Genomic DNA, 19,045 nt, shown 5'->3' with positions numbered 1-19,045 from the left:
CAGATCCCTGAAAGAATGGACACCATGACTTCAAACACCCCTGTCTCCGACCAGCTGTTCGACCGCGCCCGTTCCCTGATGCCCGGCGGCGTCAACTCTCCGGTGCGCGCCTTCGGTTCCGTCGGCGGCACCCCGAAGTTCATGGTTTCCGCAAAGGGGCCGTACCTGACTGATGCGGATGGCCGCGAATACGTTGACCTCGTGTGCTCATGGGGCCCGGCGCTGCTGGGTCACGCGCACCCGGCCGTCCTCGACGCCGTCCACGCCGCCGTCGACCGCGGTTTGTCCTTTGGCGCCTCCACGCCCGATGAGGCAAACCTCGCCGCGATCGTCAAGGAACGCGTCTCCGCCGTCGAACGCATCCGCATGGTGTCCACGGGCACCGAGGCCACTATGACCGCCGTACGTTTGGCCCGCGGGTTCACTGGCCGCAACCTGATCGTGAAGTTCGCCGGCTGCTACCACGGCCACCTCGATGGACTGCTCGCCGCGGCTGGTTCGGGCCTTGCAACCATGGCGCTGCCCGGTTCCGCCGGTGTCACTGAAGCCGCCGCGGCCGAAACCCTCGTCCTGCCATACAACGACCTCGGCGCGGTGGAAGCCGCTTTCGCCGCGCACGGCAACAACATCGCGGCCGTCATCACCGAAGCCGCTCCTGCCAACATGGGCGTCGTCACGCCGAACGAAGGCTTCAACGCAGGGCTGTCCCGGATCACCCGCGAGCACGGCGCGTTGTTGATCCTGGACGAGGTGCTCACCGGCTTCCGCACCGGCTACTCGGGCTACTGGGGCCTCACCGGCCGCCAGGACGGCTGGACGCCGGACCTGCTGACCTTCGGCAAAGTCATCGGCGGCGGCATGCCGACGGCGGCGCTCGGCGGGCGTGCCGACGTCATGGACTACCTTGCGCCCCTTGGCCCGGTGTATCAGGCAGGTACCTTGTCCGGGAACCCGGTGGCGATGGCCGCCGGCGTCGCCACCCTGACGCTCGCGACCCCGGAGGTCTACAGCTTCGTGGACGCCCGCTCGTTGGAACTCTCGGCCGCACTCTCGTCGGCGCTGGACACCGCCGGCGTGGATCACTCCATCCAGCGCGCCGGGAACCTCTTCTCCGTGGCCTTCGGGACTTCGGCCAATGGAGTCCACAACTACGCCGACGCCCAGGCCCAAGACGTCTTCCGCTACGCGCCGTTCTTCCACTCCATGCTGGATTCCGGCGTCTACCTGCCGCCGTCGGTCTTCGAGGCGTGGTTCCTGTCCGCTGCCCACGACGACGCCGCCATGAACCGGATCTTCGACGCGCTCCCTGCGGCAGCCAAGGCAGCCGCGGAGGCCACCGCCTTGTAACGGCGCTTTTCCGATGTTTTGCAGCCTGCTCCTTGCACGCACCGCTGGGCCGGGAGCAGGCTGTGGGCAACGATCGAATCGACAAGGCGATGATTCATCTGCTCAAGCCGTCCAGAATTTCACTGCTCATTCTCTTCGCCCTGATGGCCGGGGCATTTGCCGGGATTGCGCATGCCGACACCCCTGACCCAGGGGTCAGGGCGGTCGCAGACCCGCCCCCGGCGCCAGGTACTCCACAGGCCGCTCCAACGCCTGGGTTTTCCAACTCTCCGCCCGGGGGATCGCCGGCCGCGTCTGCTACGCCGGCCGGGCCCACTGAGCTGCCTCCGCCTCCGCACCCGACGCCGGAACAGCGGCTCGCAGGCTTGACCCTGGAACAAAGGGTGGGGCAGCTGTTCATGGTGGCAGCCAAGGCCGACGGAAGCGACGCGAGCACGGTGGCTGATCTCCTGAACAACCACGTGGGCAACATGTATTTGGCCGGGCGCAGCCAGGCAGGCCTTGCCGCGACGGCATCAGTTGTGGCAAAGCTGAGGGCGGCCATTTCGCCGGCCTCAAGCCGCGGGTTGCCGCTATCCGTCGCGACGGACCAGGAAGGCGGCTCCGTTCAAGTCCTCAGGGGACCCGGTTTCCTGCCTATTCCCGCGGCCTTGGACCAGGGCAGTTCGAGCCCGGAACAACTACGCGCCGATGCCCGGAACTGGGGGTCCGAGCTCTTGCAGGCCGGAGTGAACGTTGATCTGGCGCCGGTACTGGATACGGTTCCCAGCCCCGAATTTGCGCCCTCGAATAAGCCCATCGGTGCGTACAAGCGCGAATACGGCTTCACCCCGGCTGCGGTGTCCGAGCATGGGAACGCGATGGCGGCCGGACTGCGGGACGCCGGGGTGGCGCCGGTGGTCAAGCACTTTCCGGGAATGGGGCGCGTAAGCCTGAATACCGACGTCAGCGCGAACGTCCACGACACCGAAACCACCCGGACGGATCCCTACCTGATTCCGTTCAAGGCTGCGATCGACGGCGGACTCCGGTGGGTCATGATTTCGAACGCCTACTACGACAAGATTGATCCCGACCATGTGGCGCCGTTTTCATCCGTGATCATGCGCACCATGCTGCGGACGGACGCTGGGTTCACCGGAATCATCGTGTCCGATGATCTTTGCAACGCCGTGCAGCTGTCGCCTTGGAGCATGGGGGACAGGGCAACGAATTTCATCGGCGCGGGCGGCACCATGGTTCTGTGCGCAGATACTGCTTCAGTTCCGGCGATGTATGCCCAGGTCCTGCAACGGGCGGAGACCGATCCTGATTTCCGCAAATCGGTCGATGCCGCGGCCTTGACTGTTCTTCAAGTGAAGGCAGGGAAGTAGCTCCGGCTGCGGGCCGACCCCGGCCGACCCCGGCCGGACGCGAAAAATCCCCGGTTTCCGGACGATTCACCCATGCGGGTGTTGCATCCGGAAACCGGGGATTCTCGTTGCCAAGGCCTAGAGCACGTCCGAAAGGAAGCCCTTCAGGCGCTCGGTCCGCGGCTCGGTGAAGAGTTGATCAGGCGAGCCGGACTCCACCACGACGCCTGCATCCATGAACGTGACGGTATCCGACACGTTCTTCGAGAAGCCCATCTCGTGGGTTACCACCACCATGGTCATGCCGCCTTTGGCCAGATCGGTCATGAGTGCGAGAACGCCCTTGACCAGTTCAGGGTCCAGGGCCGATGTTGCCTCGTCGAAGAACATGACCTCAGGCTTCATGGCCAGAGCGCGGGCAATGGCAACGCGCTGCTGCTGCCCGCCCGAAAGCGTCGCGGGACGCACATCCGCCTTGTGTCTGAGGCCGACGAGATCGAGCTGGGCCAGGGCCTCCTCGCGCGCCTGCTCCTTCGGGAGCTTGCGGAGCTTGCGCAAGGCAAAGGCCACGTTCTCGCCGACGCTCTTGTGCGGGAAGAGGTTGAACTGCTGGAACACCATGCCGATGCGTCGCCGCAGCTCGTCAGGACTGTCCTTGAGAACGGACCGCCCGTCGAGGAGGAGGTCGCCCTGATCCGGCTCGATGAGTCGGTTCATGACGCGGAGAAGCGTCGATTTGCCTGAACCCGAGGGGCCGATCACCGACGTGGTGGTCCCAGCACGGACGTGCAGGTCGATGCCGCGAAGCACCTTGTTGGCACCGAAGGCTAGGTGGATCCCCTTGGCTTCGAGGGACCCGGGCGTCAGCTGAGTCATGAGTGGGCTCCCTTCCCGACGACGGCGACCGCGGCGTCCGGCTCTTGTTTCTCCCCGCGGTTCTTGGCGCGGCCCGTGCGGAGGCGGGAGTCGATGAGGTTGACGACGTGCGTGAGCGGGATCGTCATCGCGAGATAGAAGATCCCCGCTGCGACATAGCCGGACAGGTTTCCGCTGCGGGAAGCCTCGTCTTGGCCAATCTGGAACAGTTCGCGCTCTGAAGCCATCAGCCCAAGTGTGAAGACGAGCGAGGAGTCCTTGATGAGCGCGATGAACTGGTTCACGAGTGCCGGAAGCACCCGACGGACCCCCTGCGGGACCACGATGAGCCGCATCGCCGGCCCGTAACCGAAGCCAAGCGCGCGCGATGCCTCGAGCTGGCCCTTGTCCACGCTCTGGATGCCCGAGCGGAAAATCTCGCCGATATACGCGGCCGAGATAAGCGAGAGCGCCGCGACACCCATGGGATATGGACTCGCGATGCCAGTGAGATCGCGGACGCCCGGGCCGAAGCCGAGGCTGATCACCAGGATGGTGAGGATCGCCGGGAGTCCACGGAACACGTCCGTGTAGACCCGGGCGATCCACCGCGCCACAAGATTACGCGAGATGCCCATGAGGGCGAGCAGCATGCCCAGCGCGGTGCCGATGATCCCGGACGAAACCGCGAGCACGAGAGTGTTCGGCAGGCCGACCGCAAAGAGCGACGGCAGCACCTCGCCGATGACCTTCCAATCGAGGAAGGTCGACGCGAGATTGTTCAAGTAATCCATGTGGCGCCTATCAGTTGACTACTTGGCCGCAGAGACCTGGACGGTCTTGCTGCCCGGCTTCCAGCCTTCGGGGGTCTGCTCCTTGAGCGTGGGGCGGTCCGTGTACCACTGTGCCGAGAGCTTGGACCAGGTCCCGTCCGCGATGACGGCGTCGAGGGCAGAGTTGAGCGCGTCGGTGAGGGCCTGGTTGTCCTTCGCTACCGCGTACGCCGTGAAGTTCTGCGTGTTGACCTTCTTCTGGGCAATGACGGTGCCGTCGCCCTGCTTGACCTGGCCTTCGGCCTGCTGTGAGGGAGCAACCCAGGCGTCGATCTGCCCGCTCTTGACGTTGGCGTAAACCGTGTTGTAGTCCGGGAAGCGAACAGGCTCCAGGCCGAGTGTGTTGGTCACGAAGTCGTCCTGGACGGTGCCCTGGACGACGCCGATGCGGACGCCCTGCTTGAGGTCGTCGAAGGTCTTAACCTTCGCGCCGTCCTTGGTGACGATCGCCATGTAGCCGAAATCGTAGCCGTTCGTGAATGCCACGGTCCCGCGGCGTGCGTCCGTCGTCGAGATCGAGGACGAGCCCATGTCGAACTGCTTCGTCTTGACCTGGGCGAGGAGGCTCTGGAACTTCGTCGAGACGAACTCGACCTTGAGGCCGAGCTTGGCTGCCATTGCCTTCAGGAGCTCGTTGTCGTAACCCGTGAAGTTGCCGTTCTTGTCGATGAAGATATTCGGCGGCGCATCGGAGAGCGTGCCGACCTTGATCGTGCCCTCGGTGATCAGGCCGAGCTTGGACTTGTCGATCTTGTCCAGCGGAGTGACGTCCTTGGTGGTGTACTTGTCCAGCGCCTGCTGGTTGCTACCGGCCAGGGCATCGCTCGACGAGGCGCTGCTGGTGCTACCTGTTCCGCCGCCGCAGGCGGCCAGGGAAACAACCAGTGCTGCGGCCACGGGGACAGCAGGGAACCACTTCAAGGCTTTGATTTTCATCAAGCAAATCACTTTCATCGGGGAACACACGTTCGTATCGAGACGGGCGGGGAACGCAGCCAAAGCAGGTTTGGGCCGCAATATCAGAACTCGACCCGCCAAACTTAATTATGTCATCCGCCTATTCGGTGGTGAATTGGCGGCGATAAGACGCGTGATTTCCGTAAGTTCCGAATTAAATTCACCAATGAATGCGAATTGCCCCTGAAGTGCCGTGCCCTCCGGCATTGAGGGGGAATTCGTGACTGACGTCCAGCTGGCATTCAGACAGCAAGGTGCAATGTGACGTGCATCCCATCATTCGGACACCGGGGAAAACGTCCAGCCTGTGGACGCGGGCGTTTAGAAGTCTCCGCGGCTGGCATCTTCCGGGGGGAGAACCGGCCAATTGCCTTCAATGACGGCTGTTGGTTTGGTCTTGCGCAGGTAGCTCTGGAAATCGGCTGCTTGGGCAGCCGCCCAATCAACCTGGAGGTGGTGCAGCTTGGAAGCGGGCATCTGCAGCTTCGGGAACTTGCCGGCCATGGCATCAAGGACGCGCAGGGTGGCGAGGGCGTCTGCAGCGGAGGTGTGGGCGTTATCGAGGTTCACACCGTACTCCTCGCACAGCGCGGTCAGGGTCCGCTTGCCCTTGCGGTACCGGTCAACCTGCTTGTTCATGACGTAGGGGTCAAGTACGGGGAAACGGCTCAGTTGGGGCACGCCGTAGCGGGCGGATTCGGCGGCCAGGACCGTGAAGTCATAGCTGGCATTGAACGCAATGACCGGCACGCCGTCGTCGAACAGCTCCTGGAGTGCGGCCGCAACTTCGCGCGTCACTTCTGCCGCTGGACGGCCCTCGGCCCTCGCCTTTTCCGTGCTGATGCCGTGGATCTCGCTGGCCTCCAAGGGAATCTCAACGCCAGGATCCGCCAACCATTCGAGTTCCTTGATGATGCCGCCGTCGTCGTCCACCACTGTGACGGAAGCGGTGACGATCCTGGCGGAACGGGAGTTCCGTCCCGTGGTCTCAAGGTCGAACGCGGCGCGGGGGAGGGTGTTCCAGGAGCTCATGCTTCAACGCTACCGGCGCCCTACGACAAGAACCGGACCGACACTCCTTCTGCGCCGATCTGGCGGCCTATGCCGATAGGCTGATGGCATGCGGATGGAGTTTGTGACGGCGGTGCTGGCCGTCGTGGATCTCATGCCGCCCGGCGTTGCCGTGTCCTATGGGGATGTTGCCGAGCTTCTGGGCTCGGGCGGTCCCCGGCAGATCGGCTCCGTCATGAGCCACCATGGGAGCACTGTGGCTTGGTGGCGCGTACTGCGTGCAAGCGGCGAGGCTCCCCCAGGTCTTGAGTCGGAAGCGCTGAACCACTACTTGGACGAGGGAACGGCGCTGCACGGCGCCTACGCGGAATATCTGCGGACCGGCGAAGGCCGCTGGCGCGTTGACCTGGCCCTGGCACGGTGGGCTCCGACGGACCGGGATTTCGACAGCATCGATGCGATCTCGGAGCAACTCGAGCGTCGGCTCCATAAATTGTCGGTGCCCGATGATGAAATGACCGTGTGAGTCCAACACCGACGCCTCAAGCAACAACGCAGGAAGCCACCACACCGCCGCCGCGGCAGGTACAGTCACGGCAAGCGCCCGCCCGGTTGCGCCTGCTTCCGCCGCGCGAGGTCCACTACGCAGCCCCGGAGTTGTCCGCCGACCAAGCTGCCGTCGTCGGGCTTCCGTACGGATCCGGGCCGGTCCTGGTGCCGGGGGCGCCGGGCACCGGGAAGTCGACCGTACTGGTGGAAGCTGCCGTCCGGCGCGTTGAGCGTGACGGCGTGGATCCAGAACGGATCCTGATCCTGGCACCCGGCCGGCATGCGGCGTCGGCGTTGCGGGACACCTTTACGGGGCGGCTGGACCGCAGTTTGAGTACGACGCCGGCCCGCACCTGGGCGTCATACGCTTTCGACCTGATCCGGCGAGCCAAAGCCGAGGGCGTGCTGCCGCTGCAGCGGCCGCCCAAGTTGCTCTCGGGGCCCGAGCAGGACCTCATCATCAAGGAATTGCTGGAGGGACACGCCCGGCCGGGCTTTGAACTTCCTTGGCCGCAGGATTTGTCCGCCGCGTTGCCCACGCGGGGCTTCCGGCAGGAGATCCGGCAGCTCTTCGACCGGATCATCGAATCCGGCCGGACGGCGGAAGATCTCACGGCGCTTGCCTACGAATGCGGCCGGCCGGACTGGATTGCTGCCGCGGACCTTTATTCGGAGTACCGCGACGTCCTGGATCTTCGCATGCCGGAGGCCTTCGACCCGGCCGGAATCATCACGGCGGCGCGCCAGATCTTCCAGGACTCGCCCGGATTCCTGGCGGCAGAGCGCGAGCGCCTGCAGTTGATCCTGGTGGACGACATCCAAGAAGCGAATCCCGCCGTGTTTGAACTGCTCGCGGACATCGCAGAAGGGAAGGACGTTTTGGTGGCGTCTTCCCCGGACACCGTGGTCCAAGGGTTCCGCGGTGCCCGTCCCGATCTTGTCGCCGAACTGCCCCGGCTGCTCGGAGGCACAGCCCCCGGAGGCCTTGAGGGCACCGTGCGGGAGCTTCCTCTATGGCACACCCACCGGCACCTCCCCGACGTCGCGAAAGCGTGGACCGGCGTGGCTGCGCGTATTTCGCAGCGTGCGGGAGGCCAGCTTGCCCGGCGCCTGGACCCACTTCCTGCATCGGCGGAGGAGCCGCATTCCGGAGGCACACAGGCCGCGGGCCGGGTGGAAGCGCATGTCCTTCCCTCCGCCGTGCACGAATTGCGCTACGTGGCGCAACGCATCCTTGAAGCACAGCTGCGGGAGAACCACGAGTTCGGTGACATCGCAGTGATTGTTCGCAACGGTGGGCAATTGGCGCAATTGCAGCGCTATCTGAGCGGTCAAGGAATCCCCGTCCGCGTCCCTGTCGCGGATTCCGCTGTCCGCGACGAAGTGGCGGTTCGTCCCCTTCTTGAGGTGTACGGCGTCGTGCTGGATGCCGCCAAGCTGACGCCTGAGTCCGCGGTTTCGCTTCTCACGTCGAGGATCGGCGGGGCTACCGCCATCGAGTTGCGCCGCCTGCGGCAATCCCTGCGCCGGGAGGAGCTGTTGGGCGGTGGCGGACGGTCCAGTGATGCGTTGCTCGTTGAAGCGTTGCTGGAGCCCGGGGCGCTGGGTTCTTTGGGTATCGAAGGTAGCTCGGCACGTCGCTTGGCCCGCATGATCGCGGCAGGACGCTTGGCGGCCGCCGAACCCGGAGCCAACGCGGAGACGGTGTTGTGGGCGTTGTGGCAGTCCACCGGGCTGGCTTCGCGCTGGACGGAAATGGCGCTTGACGGCGGCGCGGCCGGCGCGCGCGCAGACCGGGACCTTGACGCAATGATGGCCCTGTTCCACACCGCCGAGCGCTATGTCGACCAGCTCCCCGGCTCCGGACCCGAACAGTTCCTGGAGTATCTGCTCAGCCAGGAACTGCCCATGGACACCCTTGCCGCCAGGGCCCAGTTGGAGGAAGCGGTGGAGCTCATGACGCCGGCCAGCGCGGCCGGGCGGGAATGGGCCGTGGTCATCGTCGCGGGCCTGCAGGAGGGCGTCTGGCCCAACACCAGGCTCCGGGGTGAACTCCTCGGCAGTACGTTGTTTGCCGATGCTGTGGAGCATGGAGTTGAACACGCCTTGCAACGCGGGCCCCTCAGCAGGCTGCGGGATATCCGCTATGACGAGCTGCGCAGCTTCTCCACAGCCGTTTCGCGTGCCCGGGAAGTCCTTATCTGCACAGCAGTCTCTTCCGAAGACGAGCAGCAGTCCGCCTTTCTCGACTACGTGGCGCCTCTGGAACCGGGACAGTACCGGCGCGAGTACACGGCAGTTGACCGGCCCATGACCCTGCGGGCCTTGGTGGCCGAGCTGAGGCAGCGCGTTCAGCCGGACGACGCCGCGTTTGCCCGCCCAGGCGTGGCCGAGGATGCCGCCGAAGCTGCGCGCGTACTGGCACACCTCGCCACCGCACAGCCGGCAGTGCCGGGCGCACATCCGGATTCCTGGTGGGGATTGGCACCACTCAGCAGCGAGGAACCGGTGGTCCCGCAGGAGGGCACTGTGTTCGTTTCTCCCTCGAAGGTGGAAACTGTGCACAAATCGCCGTTGGATTGGTTTGTCCAGGCGGCCGGCGGCGAAGCCGCTACCGACTTTGCCCGCAGCCTGGGCACCTTGGTCCATGCGATTGCCCAGGAACTGCCCGATGCATCCGGCGCCGAGTATGTCGCGGAGCTCGTGCGTCGGTGGCCGACACTGGGCATGAAGGACAACTGGGAGGGCAGGCTGGACTTCCAACGGGCAGAGCAGATGGTCCGGAAACTTGCCCAATACGTCCTTGTCATGCGGAGTGAAGGCCGAAGCCTGGCCGGGGTCGAAGCGGACTTCGAGGTTCCCCTGCCGGAGGTGCGCCTGGGCCACGTTGCAGAAGATTCCGATGCTGTCCGGAATGCTGTGCTTCGGGGACAAGTGGATCGTTTGGAGATAGACGCAGAGGGCAGGCTGGTGATTGTCGACCTCAAGACGGGCAAACGCCAGCCGGGCAAAGCCGAACTCGCCAGGCACCCCCAGCTCGGTGCGTATCAGGCGGCGGTGCTGCACGGGGCATTCCAGGATCTGCCTGTTCCGGGGCTGGTTCCAGGGCCTGTTCCGGGGCTTGTTCCGGGAGGTGCCGTGCTGGCACAGCTGGGCACCAAGACGAAGACGCCGGTGGTCCAAGTGCAGGAGCCCCTGGACCCGGGAGATAACTGGGCACAGGACCTTGTCAGCGAGGCCGCCGTGCTCATGGCCGGAGCCAGCTTCGAGGCGCGTCACGATCCCTCAAAAGGCAGCCATGGAGGCCACGGCTGCCGACTGCCCGATATTTGCCCATTGTGCGCCAGGGGAAAGCAGGTCACCGAATGACCGTCCAGACACTCGCCGGAATCGAGATCGGAGAGGCCGCCGACGATGCCGCGGTATTGCCGGAACCTCGATTTTCGCCAGGCGAATTGGCCGATATCCTCGGCGAACGGAACCGTCCCACGGAAGAGCAATCCGCCATTATCGCGTCACCGTTGACCCCCCGGCTGGTCATCGCCGGCGCCGGATCCGGGAAAACCGCAACCATGGCGGACCGTGTGGTGTGGCTCGTGGCGAACGGATGGGTTCGCCCCGAAGAGGTCCTTGGCGTCACCTTCACCCGTAAAGCGGCAGGGGAGCTGGCCAGCCGTATCCGCGCCAAATTGGCCACCCTGCAGCGCATCGCGTCATCGGACAACGGGCAGTACGGCTTCCCGGAGGGAGTTGCGGGCTCCGACGAGCTTGAACCCAAAGTTTCCACCTACCACTCCTACGCCAGCGGGATCGTGTCCGACTACGGCCTGCGCCTGGGCATCGAGCGCGATGTGGTGCTGCTCGGCGGCGCACAGGCCTGGCAGCTTGCGAGTGAAGTGGTCGAGGCGTACGACGGCGACTATGAGCACTTCACCGCTGCCAAGTCCACGTTGGTCAACGCCGTGATGCAGTTGGCCGGCGAGTGTGCCGAACACTTGCGCGAACCCGCAGAGGTTCAGCGTTGGTTGATGGACCGCGTGTCGGAATTCGCGCAATTGCCTTATGTGTCCGCGGCGAAAAAGAACCCGAGCCAAGCTGCCGGCGATCTCGGCGCCATGTTGCGGACCAGGGCCAGCGTCGCGGACATGGTGGGGCGTTACCAAGAGGCCAAGAGAAATCGCGGCGTCCTCGACTTCGGCGACCTCGTTGCGCTCGCTGCGAAGATTGCCCAAGACATACCCTTGGCGGCTGCCACCGAGCGGGCCCGCTACAGGGTCGTGTTGTTGGATGAATTCCAGGACACCTCGCACGCGCAACTGGTCCTGTTCTCCCGCCTGTTCGGGGGAGGGCACGCCGTGACGGCGGTGGGGGATCCCAACCAATCCATCTACGGGTTCAGGGGTGCTTCGGCCGGCCAACTGTTCCACTTTGTCCAGGAATTTCCCGTCCGGGTGGAAGACAGCGTCGGAACGGCTTCCCTTGCCACCGCACCCACCTCGTACCTGACCACTGCCTGGCGGAATGGGCGCAACATCCTGGCCGCCGCCAATGTCATTTCCGCCCCCCTCAACAGGGCAGCCGCGAATGAGGGAGCCCCGGGTTCCAGGGCCGAAGACAGTGCCGTGGCAGTGCCTCCGCTGCAGCCGAGCCCGGCAGCCGTAGACGGCAACGTCGTTCTCGGACGATTTGCCACCGACGAAGACGAAGCCGCAGCGATTGGGCGGGACGTCCGCCGCTACCGGCGCACAGTCTTCGAAACCGCGGCCGACGGTACGCCGGTTTCTCCCACCATGGCAGTCCTCTGCCGCCGTCGGGCCCAGATGGAGTGCTTGCGGCGTGAATTCGAGGTTCAAGGGATCCCGTACGAAATAGTCGGACTCGGCGGCCTCCTCGATACCCCTGAAGTAGTGGATCTCGTGGCTGCGCTCCGGGTCCTCGCCGATCCCGGCCGTTCCGATGCCCTGATGCGTTTGCTGGCAGGCGCCCGGTGGAGGATCGGAACTGCTGACCTGATGGCATTCCGGGACTGGTCCCAGTTCCTGGCCAGGCGGCGATCCCACGGCGGTGGGGGAGACAGCGGTGCGGGAGGCGATGCGTCAACTGCGGACGAAAGCCCGATGGAGACGGTCGTGGAGAGCGACATTACCGATGCGGCCAGCCTCGTGGAAGCGCTGGACTTCCTGCCACGCCCAGGGTGGACCTCCGGCCACGGACGCTCACTCAGTACGGCGGCTTTGGACCGTCTTGGCCGCTTGTCTGCAGAGCTTCGGAACCTGCGGGGGTTCATCGGAGACGATCTGACCACGCTGATTGGCGAGGTGGAACGTGCCATGCTGCTGGACATTGAGGTCGCCGCGAAGCCCGGGACGAGTATCCACCAGGCCCGCCGGAACCTGGACGCATTCCATGACGCCGCGGCGGGGTTCCTGCAGACCTCGCAGCGCGTTGATCTGCTGGCTTTCCTGGGTTGGCTTGAAGCGGCCGCATCAGAAGAAGGCGGGCTGGACATGGCCGACGCCGAGGTGAACCACGAAGCCGTGCAATTGCTGACAGTCCACGCCTCGAAAGGCTTGGAATGGGACGTTGTCTTTGTCCCCGGCCTCAATGCTGGGGCCTTCCCGAGCAACCGGGACTCCCGGTGGAGCAGCGGTACCGCTGCCCTGCCATGGCCCCTCCGTGGCGACCGGGCGGACCTCCCTCAATGGGATCTGGACCAACCGGACCAGAAGGGCTGGCTGGACGCCGAAAAGGACTTCAAATCGGAGGTCCAGCACCACGGCGAGGCTGAAGAGCGGCGGCTCGCCTACGTTGCTTACACCCGCGCAAAGTTCGTCCTGTGGGCATCGAGCGCGGCGTGGAATGGTTCCCGGGCAGGCATCGCCGAGACATCACCTTTCCTTGCCGAGCTGGCAAGCCTTGCAGGTGAAGCAGGCAACGACGCCGGCGGAGCACCGGCCGCTGCCATTCACCCCCAGTCCCTCAGCGAAGACGCGCTGCCCACTGAGAGTCCCCTGACCGTCGGCATGGAGGTGGCGATCTTCCCCTATGATCCGCTCGAGGGTCCCAGCGACCCTCGTACGGGGGAACGGCTCCGGTTGGTACCTGGCCGGCGGGATGCCATGGAGGCGGCAGCAACCCGGGTCAGGGCCGCCGTCGAGGGACTGCGTGCGGATTCGCCGCTGGTCATCGATGCCCCGCTGACGTCCCTCCGCGGGGCGGCAGCCGGCTGGGCCGCCGAAGCGGAGCTGTTGTTGGAACGGCAGTTGCGGCGGAGACCCGTGCAGGACGTCCATTTGCCCGGACACATCTCGGCATCCATGTTCGTCGACCTGGGAGACGATCCCACCGCGGTCCTGGCCCAGCTCCGGCGTCCGGTGCCCCGGCAACCCGGGATCTCGGCCCGCAAAGGCACCGCTTTCCATTCCTGGGTGGAAGAGTACTTCGGAACCACGGGCATGCTGGACCTCGACGAAGCACCCGGCTCCGACTCGCACATCGACGAAGCCTACGGACTTGAGGACATGGTGGCGACGTTCAGCAATTCAGAATGGGCACACCGGTCCCCGGCCTTCGTCGAAGTTCCCGTGGAGACAAGGATCGGGGACGTCGTGGTGCGCGGACGGATTGACGCAGTCTTCCGCGGCGCGGACGGCACGTGGGAACTGGTGGACTGGAAAACGGGCAAGCGCCCGGCCGGCAGGCAACTCAAGACCCGTGCCGTGCAATTGGCCGTTTACCGGCTGGCATGGGCGCGCCTCAAGGGTGTGCCGTTGGAGCAAGTCAGCGCAGCGTTCTACTACGTTGCCGATGACGCTGTAGTGAGGCCCCACGACCTGGGCACGGCCGAAGAACTGGAGAACATTATCGCTTCCGCGCTGGGCAGCCGGGACCGATAGGCACCCGAAACGGTTAGGCAGCCGAAACCACGGCAGCCAAGCGGAAACGGACTAATGGTCCTTGGCGTCCTGTAGCGGCGCGGGCTCCACTACCTGGAGGGCCGTCGTCGACGTGTCGTCTGATTCGGACGGCACCTCCGGCGTCGAGTCGATCCCGTTACCTGAATCTGCTGCACGCTCCACGACGGCTTCGCCTGAGGCAGCTTCCTCCAACGGTTCAACCGTGACCGACGGCGTTGCGGCGTCCGTTTCCGGGCGGGCTTTGGGAACATCCTCATGAACAGGCTCCGGGATGGCCGTTACGCTCACCGTGGGCTTCGCCGAGTCGCCCTCCGAGGCCTTGGCCTCCGAAGCCATAACAACTGCCGGCGCTGCCAGCGCGTCCGCAGCGGCAAGCTCCGCAGCGGCGGCATCGGCCTCCTCGGCTGCCAACGCGTTTTGCTCCTCGATGTCGTCGGCGAGGGATTTGAGCATCGCCTCGGCTTCTGCCGTCATGTCACTGTGACCGGCAGCCAAGGCCTTGACGAGATATTGGGCCAGGGCGAATTCGGCAAGAAGCGCCGAGCGTCGCAGCAGGTGGCCGTCGGGCGTGTCCCGCCGGGCTTCGGTGTAGTGCCGCAGTACGGACTCCACGAAGCTCTGTTCGTTTGACGCCACGAGCCAGGCGAAGTCATCGGCAGGATCGCCGATGCGCAGATCGGTCCACCCCGTCACAGCCGTCACGTTGTCGCCGTCGATCAGCAAATTGTCCTCATGGAGATCGCCGTGGACCACGCACGGATTGAAGCGCCACAGCGCCACGTCCTCAAGTGCGTGCTCCCAGCGACGTAGCAGGGCGGGCGGAATCTTGCCCGTGGTGGCGGCCTGGTCCAGTTCGTTCAACTTGCGTTGACGGAATTCGTTGGCCGTGTAGCTGGGAAGATCGGCGTTGTTGACGAGGGATTGGGGGAGGTCGTGCACGGCGGCCAGCGCCGCACCTATCTCCTTGGCCAAGGCGTCACTGCAGGTCGACAACTCTTCGATGCTGCGCTTGGCTCCGGCCAAGTGGGCGTAGACGAATGTGCTCAGCGCACCTTGGCGCACCGTTCCGGCCACAGTGGGCATCAGGAAAGGCAGCTCGGCCCGGATCGCCGGCGCGAAAGCCCGCAGAATCATGAATTCGGTTTCCAGCCGGGCGCTGGCTTCCGGATGGCGTGGCGAACGGACGCGCCAACGCTTGCCCTCCGAATCCAGCAGAAGCGCCGAATCGAAATCCGCAGCATCATCCGGGGCGGAGGCGGCAGCCGTCGGCGTCAGGCCGGGCACCGCCGCAGTAGCTACAGCGGCCAATTCGAACGGGGTTCTTCTCACGTCTTCCACGGTAGATTGACAAGCGCCTCTGGCAGCGATGCAGTGCGGCGAGTCTTGAGATCCGCTGGAAAACAGCATTCAGGGGCGTGCATCGCTGAGGGATCCAAATGTTATTTGTCGGTGCGAGTCAGTACGGTAGGTACATGAGTTTCACCGAGTTCCAGGCGCCGGCAAACCACCTTATCGATACCGTTCTTCCGGTGCGCCCTGCCATGGTTGACCGCGGATCTGCTGAACGCCTGAAGCCAGGCATGCTTGACGAAGTGATCTCATCAGGCGCGGCCAAGGCCATGGTGTTGTCGCAGCGCCAAGCCCTCGTAGTGGGGGACAAGCTGTGGTTCGGTGACGCCGCGCCGCTCTTCGAAACCCTTCAAGCGGCCGGCGGACCGCTCACTGCCATCTATCTCGGCCGGACTCTCGCGGCTTCGTCTGTCCCGGAGCAAACACCAATCGTCCTCTTTTTGCCCTCCGAGCCGGTTTCGCCTGGAGCTGCGGGCCTTCCGGCCGACGGCTCCTGGGTGGGATTCCGGGAGGTCGCTGCCCGCCTCGGTGCCCTGGACACTGCCTTGTTTGTTGAGGCCAGCGCCATTTCCAATTGGCATGCCACCCATACCCACTGCCCGCAGTGTGGAACTCCCACCGGAATCGAAGCCGGCGGCTGGGTGCGTCGGTGCCCAAGGGACAAATCGGAGCACTATCCGAGGACCGATCCGGCCATCATCGTCACCGTGGTCGGTTCCGACGGCAGGCTGCTCCTGGGTGGCGGAGGGCCGCTTGACGCCAAGAACTACTCCACGCTGGCTGGCTTCGTTGAACCGGGGGAATCGCTTGAGCAGGCCGTGGTTCGCGAAATCGGGGAAGAAGTAGGCGTGCGGGTGACCGCTTGCCAGTACCTTGGCTCGCAGTCGTGGCCGTTTCCGGCCTCCCTTATGCTCGGGTTTACCGCAACAACGGACGACGTCGAGGCCCGGCCCGACGGCGTCGAGGTCACCCGGGCGCGCTGGTTTAGCCGTGCGGAACTCCAGGCAGCCGTGCTCAGCGGCGAGATCACGATCTCCACGAGGCTCTCTATAGCGCGTTCCCTGATCGAGCACTGGTACGGCGGCGTCATCGAGGACCTCCAGCCGTGACGGACGGTATCTTCAGCGACACCGTTTCACTCGAAGACCGTATCCTCGGCGGCCTTGATGCCGAGCAGCGGGAAGTCGCCAGCAACCTCAATGGCCCAATGTGCGTCCTCGCCGGAGCGGGTACGGGAAAAACCCGGGCCATTACGCACCGCATCGCCTACGGTGTCCACTCCGGTGTCTACAGCCCCCAGCGCCTCTTGGCTGTCACCTTCACCTCCCGAGCCGCAGCCGAGATGCGAAGCCGGCTGCGGGATCTCGGCGTCGGAAACGTCCAAGCGCGCACCTTTCACGCCGCTGCGCTCAGGCAACTCCAGTTCTTCTGGCCGCAGGCGATCGGTGGCGTCCTGCCGAACTTGCTGGACCACAAGGCGAACATGATCGCCGAAGCCGCCCGGCGGCTCCGGCTCAGTACCGATCGGGCTTCCATCCGTGACCTTGCGGCGGAGATCGAGTGGGCCAAAGTTTCCATGCTGACGCCGGCCAACTACCTTGAGAACGCCCACGGCCGCGGCACTCCCGGCGGCTTCGACCTCACAGCCGTCGCGCGGGTTTTCCAGTCTTACGAGGACGTGAAGACGGACCGCAACGTGATCGATTTCGAGGACGTCCTTTTGATTACCGTGGGCATCCTTCAGGAAGACCCGAAAGTCGCAGCTACTGTCCGTGAGCAGTACCGGCACTTCGTGGTGGACGAGTACCAGGACGTTTCCCCGCTGCAACAGCGGCTCTTGGAGCTGTGGCTTGGCGGTCGTGACGAACTCTGCGTGGTGGGCGACGCCAGCCAGACCATCTACTCCTTCACGGGAGCCTCTCCTAAGCATCTCCTTGGATTCAAGGGCCACTACCCTTCGGCGACGGTCGTCAAACTGGTTCGCGACTACCGTTCCACGCCTCAAGTGGTGAAGCTGGCCAATGATCTCCTGGGGTCCCGCCGCAGTGGTGGAACGGTTGCCGACGCCGCCTGGGCCAAACCCCTGCAGTTGGTGGCCCAGCGTCCAGCCGGACCGGAGCCGCGGTTCATGGAATGCCCCGACGACGAAGCCGAGGCGGCCGTGGTCGCGGGCCGGATCCGGGAATTGATCGATGCCGGCACCAAGGCGAGCGAGATTGCCGTGCTCTTCCGCACCAACGGCCAATCGGAAGCGTACGAACAAGCTCTTGCTTCGGCGGGTATCGGCTACCAGCTGCGAGGCGGTGAGCGGTTCTTCGCGCGCAAGGAAGTCCGGGATGCCATCCTGCAGCTGCGCGCCGCCACCCGTGCGGTAGCCGAGGATTCCGCCAAGGAGCCGCTCGGCCAACTGGTCCGGGACATCGTGGCTTCGCTCGGTTATACGGATACCGCCCCACATAGCGGTGGTGCCCTCCGCGAACGTTGGGAGTCGCTGGCAGCGCTTGTGGCGCTCGCGGACGAACTCGCCGTTAGTCGCGGGCCGGAATTCACGTTGATGGAATTCGTCAACGAACTCCAGGAACGTTCGGTGGCCCAGCACGCCCCAACGGTACAGGGCGTGACGCTCGCATCGCTGCACGCTGCGAAGGGCCTGGAATGGGATGCCGTGTTCCTGGTGGGCTTGAGCGAGGGACTTATGCCCATCTCCTTCGCCGACACTCCCGAGAGCGTGGACGAGGAACGCCGCCTGCTCTACGTCGGGATCACACGGGCACGCGAGCACCTGACCCTGTCCTGGTCCACGGCCCGCACGCCCGGTGGCCGTGCCAACCGCAAGCCTTCGCGCTTCCTCGACGGGCTGCGCCCCGATTCCGTGCTCGGAGCCAGCGCGCGCAGCCGCGCAGTGCCACGGCGCAAGGCGGCAGCACCGGCGTCGTGCAGGGTCTGCGGCACTATGCTCGCCACTGGCGCCGAACGCAAAGTGGGCCGCTGCAGCCAGTGCCCGCCCACGTACGAGGAACAGACCTTTGAGGCTTTGCGGCAATGGCGCAAGGAAGAGGCATTGAGTAACGAGGTTCCCGCCTATGTGGTCTTCACGGACGCGACGTTGACTGCCATCGCCGAGGCCCGGCCTGCTTCGCTTGAGGAACTGGCAAAGCTCGCTGGTGTGGGACCTTCGAAGCTGGAAAAGTACGGCGAAGCCGTGCTGGCAGTTTTGGTCGAGAACGGGTCTGCGTAGTGCCCCGGGGCGCGGGCCAGCCCGCTTTGCCGCTGACCACCGACGACGGCGCGCCCGTCGTCGTTCGCCGCTCGGCCCGCCGCCGTCGCACTGTGGCGGCTTTCTGGGAGGACGGGAACGCCGTTGTTGCGATCCCTGCCCACTTCACGAAGGCACAAGAGATCGAATGGGTCCGGCGGATGCTCGACAAGCTCAAGCGCCAGGGGGAGAGGGGCGCCCAGGGCGCTGGCAGGAGGAGACCGGCGAGCGACGCATCCCTCGCCGGTCATGCCGCGATCTTATCGTCAAGGTACCTGGGCGGGCGTGCCACCCCGACGTCGGTCCGCTGGGTCAGCAACCAGAAGTCACGGTGGGGTTCAGCAACTCCGGCGGACGGGACCATCCGGCTTTCGGACAAGCTCCAGGCCATGCCGCAGTGGGTGATCGACTACGTGTTGCTCCATGAACTCGCGCATCTGCTGGTGGCCGGGCACAACGCCGCGTTTTGGCGCTTGCTGGAGGCGTACCCCGAGACGCAGCGGGCCAAGGCCTTCCTGGAGGGCGTCGCCTTTGCGACGTCGCGGGGGATTGGACCGGATGAAGAAGGCGCCGACGCTCCAGCCGAGGGCTGGGACGCCGACGCCGACTAGGCGCTTA

The 19,045-nt window shown here is 65.1% G+C and carries 13 protein-coding genes; 8 read left to right on the top strand and 5 right to left on the bottom strand.

The window, feature by feature from the left end; all coding sequences use genetic code 11:
* Nucleotides 1–24: 24 nt before the first annotated feature.
* Nucleotides 25–1,347 carry a glutamate-1-semialdehyde 2,1-aminomutase gene (gene hemL / locus NFJ07_RS04655; RefSeq protein ID WP_269992831.1) on the top strand — a complete coding sequence of 441 codons (1,323 nt, stop codon included), beginning with the start codon at nucleotides 25–27 and terminating at the stop codon, nucleotides 1,345–1,347.
* A gap of 62 nt (nucleotides 1,348–1,409) precedes the next feature.
* Nucleotides 1,410–2,720: a glycoside hydrolase family 3 N-terminal domain-containing protein gene (locus NFJ07_RS04650; protein ID WP_269992829.1), complete on the top strand. Its 1,311-nt coding sequence runs from the start codon at nucleotides 1,410–1,412 to the stop codon at nucleotides 2,718–2,720.
* A 117-nt stretch (nucleotides 2,721–2,837) separates the two neighbouring features.
* Here NFJ07_RS04650 and NFJ07_RS04645 read toward each other — a convergent pair whose 3' ends face one another.
* From NFJ07_RS04645 to NFJ07_RS04630, 4 genes are all read right to left on the bottom strand, one after another.
* A complete protein-coding gene (locus tag NFJ07_RS04645; RefSeq protein ID WP_269992828.1) occupies nucleotides 2,838–3,575 on the bottom strand; it encodes an amino acid ABC transporter ATP-binding protein in 738 nt (245 codons plus the stop codon).
* Entirely contained in the window at nucleotides 3,572–4,348 is a 777-nt protein-coding gene (locus NFJ07_RS04640; RefSeq protein WP_269992827.1) for an amino acid ABC transporter permease, read from the bottom strand. The genes NFJ07_RS04645 and NFJ07_RS04640 overlap by 4 nt, the downstream gene beginning before the upstream one ends.
* An 18-nt stretch (nucleotides 4,349–4,366) precedes the next feature.
* Nucleotides 4,367–5,323 (bottom strand): ABC transporter substrate-binding protein, encoded by a 957-nt coding sequence (locus NFJ07_RS04635; RefSeq protein ID WP_269992826.1) that lies wholly within the window; start codon nucleotides 5,321–5,323, stop codon nucleotides 4,367–4,369.
* Between the two features lie 342 nt (nucleotides 5,324–5,665).
* Nucleotides 5,666–6,376 (bottom strand): 3'-5' exonuclease, encoded by a 711-nt coding sequence (locus tag NFJ07_RS04630; protein ID WP_269992825.1) that lies wholly within the window; start codon nucleotides 6,374–6,376, stop codon nucleotides 5,666–5,668.
* Between the two features lie 88 nt (nucleotides 6,377–6,464).
* Between NFJ07_RS04630 and NFJ07_RS04625 the strand changes: the two genes are divergently transcribed.
* From NFJ07_RS04625 to NFJ07_RS04615, 3 genes are all read left to right on the top strand, one after another.
* Nucleotides 6,465–6,881 carry an MGMT family protein gene (locus tag NFJ07_RS04625; protein ID WP_269992823.1) on the top strand — a complete coding sequence of 139 codons (417 nt, stop codon included), beginning with the start codon at nucleotides 6,465–6,467 and terminating at the stop codon, nucleotides 6,879–6,881.
* An 86-nt stretch (nucleotides 6,882–6,967) separates the two neighbouring features.
* A complete protein-coding gene (locus tag NFJ07_RS04620) occupies nucleotides 6,968–10,273 on the top strand; it encodes an ATP-dependent helicase (protein ID WP_269993088.1) in 3,306 nt (1,101 codons plus the stop codon).
* Nucleotides 10,270–13,800 carry an ATP-dependent helicase gene (locus NFJ07_RS04615; RefSeq protein WP_269992822.1) on the top strand — a complete coding sequence of 1,177 codons (3,531 nt, stop codon included), beginning with the start codon at nucleotides 10,270–10,272 and terminating at the stop codon, nucleotides 13,798–13,800. The genes NFJ07_RS04620 and NFJ07_RS04615 overlap by 4 nt, the downstream gene beginning before the upstream one ends.
* A gap of 51 nt (nucleotides 13,801–13,851) precedes the next feature.
* Here NFJ07_RS04615 and NFJ07_RS04610 read toward each other — a convergent pair whose 3' ends face one another.
* Nucleotides 13,852–15,150, bottom strand: coding sequence for a macrolide 2'-phosphotransferase (locus tag NFJ07_RS04610; RefSeq protein WP_269992821.1), 1,299 nt, complete (start codon nucleotides 15,148–15,150; stop codon nucleotides 13,852–13,854).
* A 143-nt stretch (nucleotides 15,151–15,293) separates the two neighbouring features.
* Here NFJ07_RS04610 and nudC point away from each other — a divergent pair, with 143 nt between their 5' ends.
* Genes nudC through NFJ07_RS04595 form a run of 3 tightly spaced genes read left to right on the top strand, consistent with a single transcriptional unit; the run spans nucleotide 15,294 to nucleotide 19,038 of the window.
* Nucleotides 15,294–16,280: an NAD(+) diphosphatase gene (gene nudC, locus NFJ07_RS04605; RefSeq protein WP_269992820.1), complete on the top strand. Its 987-nt coding sequence runs from the start codon at nucleotides 15,294–15,296 to the stop codon at nucleotides 16,278–16,280.
* Nucleotides 16,277–18,409 carry an ATP-dependent DNA helicase UvrD2 gene (locus NFJ07_RS04600; protein WP_269992819.1) on the top strand — a complete coding sequence of 711 codons (2,133 nt, stop codon included), beginning with the start codon at nucleotides 16,277–16,279 and terminating at the stop codon, nucleotides 18,407–18,409. The genes nudC and NFJ07_RS04600 overlap by 4 nt, the downstream gene beginning before the upstream one ends.
* Nucleotides 18,409–19,038: a M48 metallopeptidase family protein gene (locus NFJ07_RS04595; protein WP_269992818.1), complete on the top strand. Its 630-nt coding sequence runs from the start codon at nucleotides 18,409–18,411 to the stop codon at nucleotides 19,036–19,038. Before NFJ07_RS04600 ends, NFJ07_RS04595 begins: the two co-directional genes overlap by 1 nt.
* Nucleotides 19,039–19,045: the final 7 nt, after the last annotated feature.

Source organism: Arthrobacter sp. B2a2-09 (assembly GCF_027587375.1).
In the GTDB taxonomy this organism is placed as follows: Bacteria; Actinomycetota; Actinomycetes; order Actinomycetales; family Micrococcaceae; genus Arthrobacter.
This window is presented reverse-complemented; position numbering and strand designations above follow the sequence as displayed.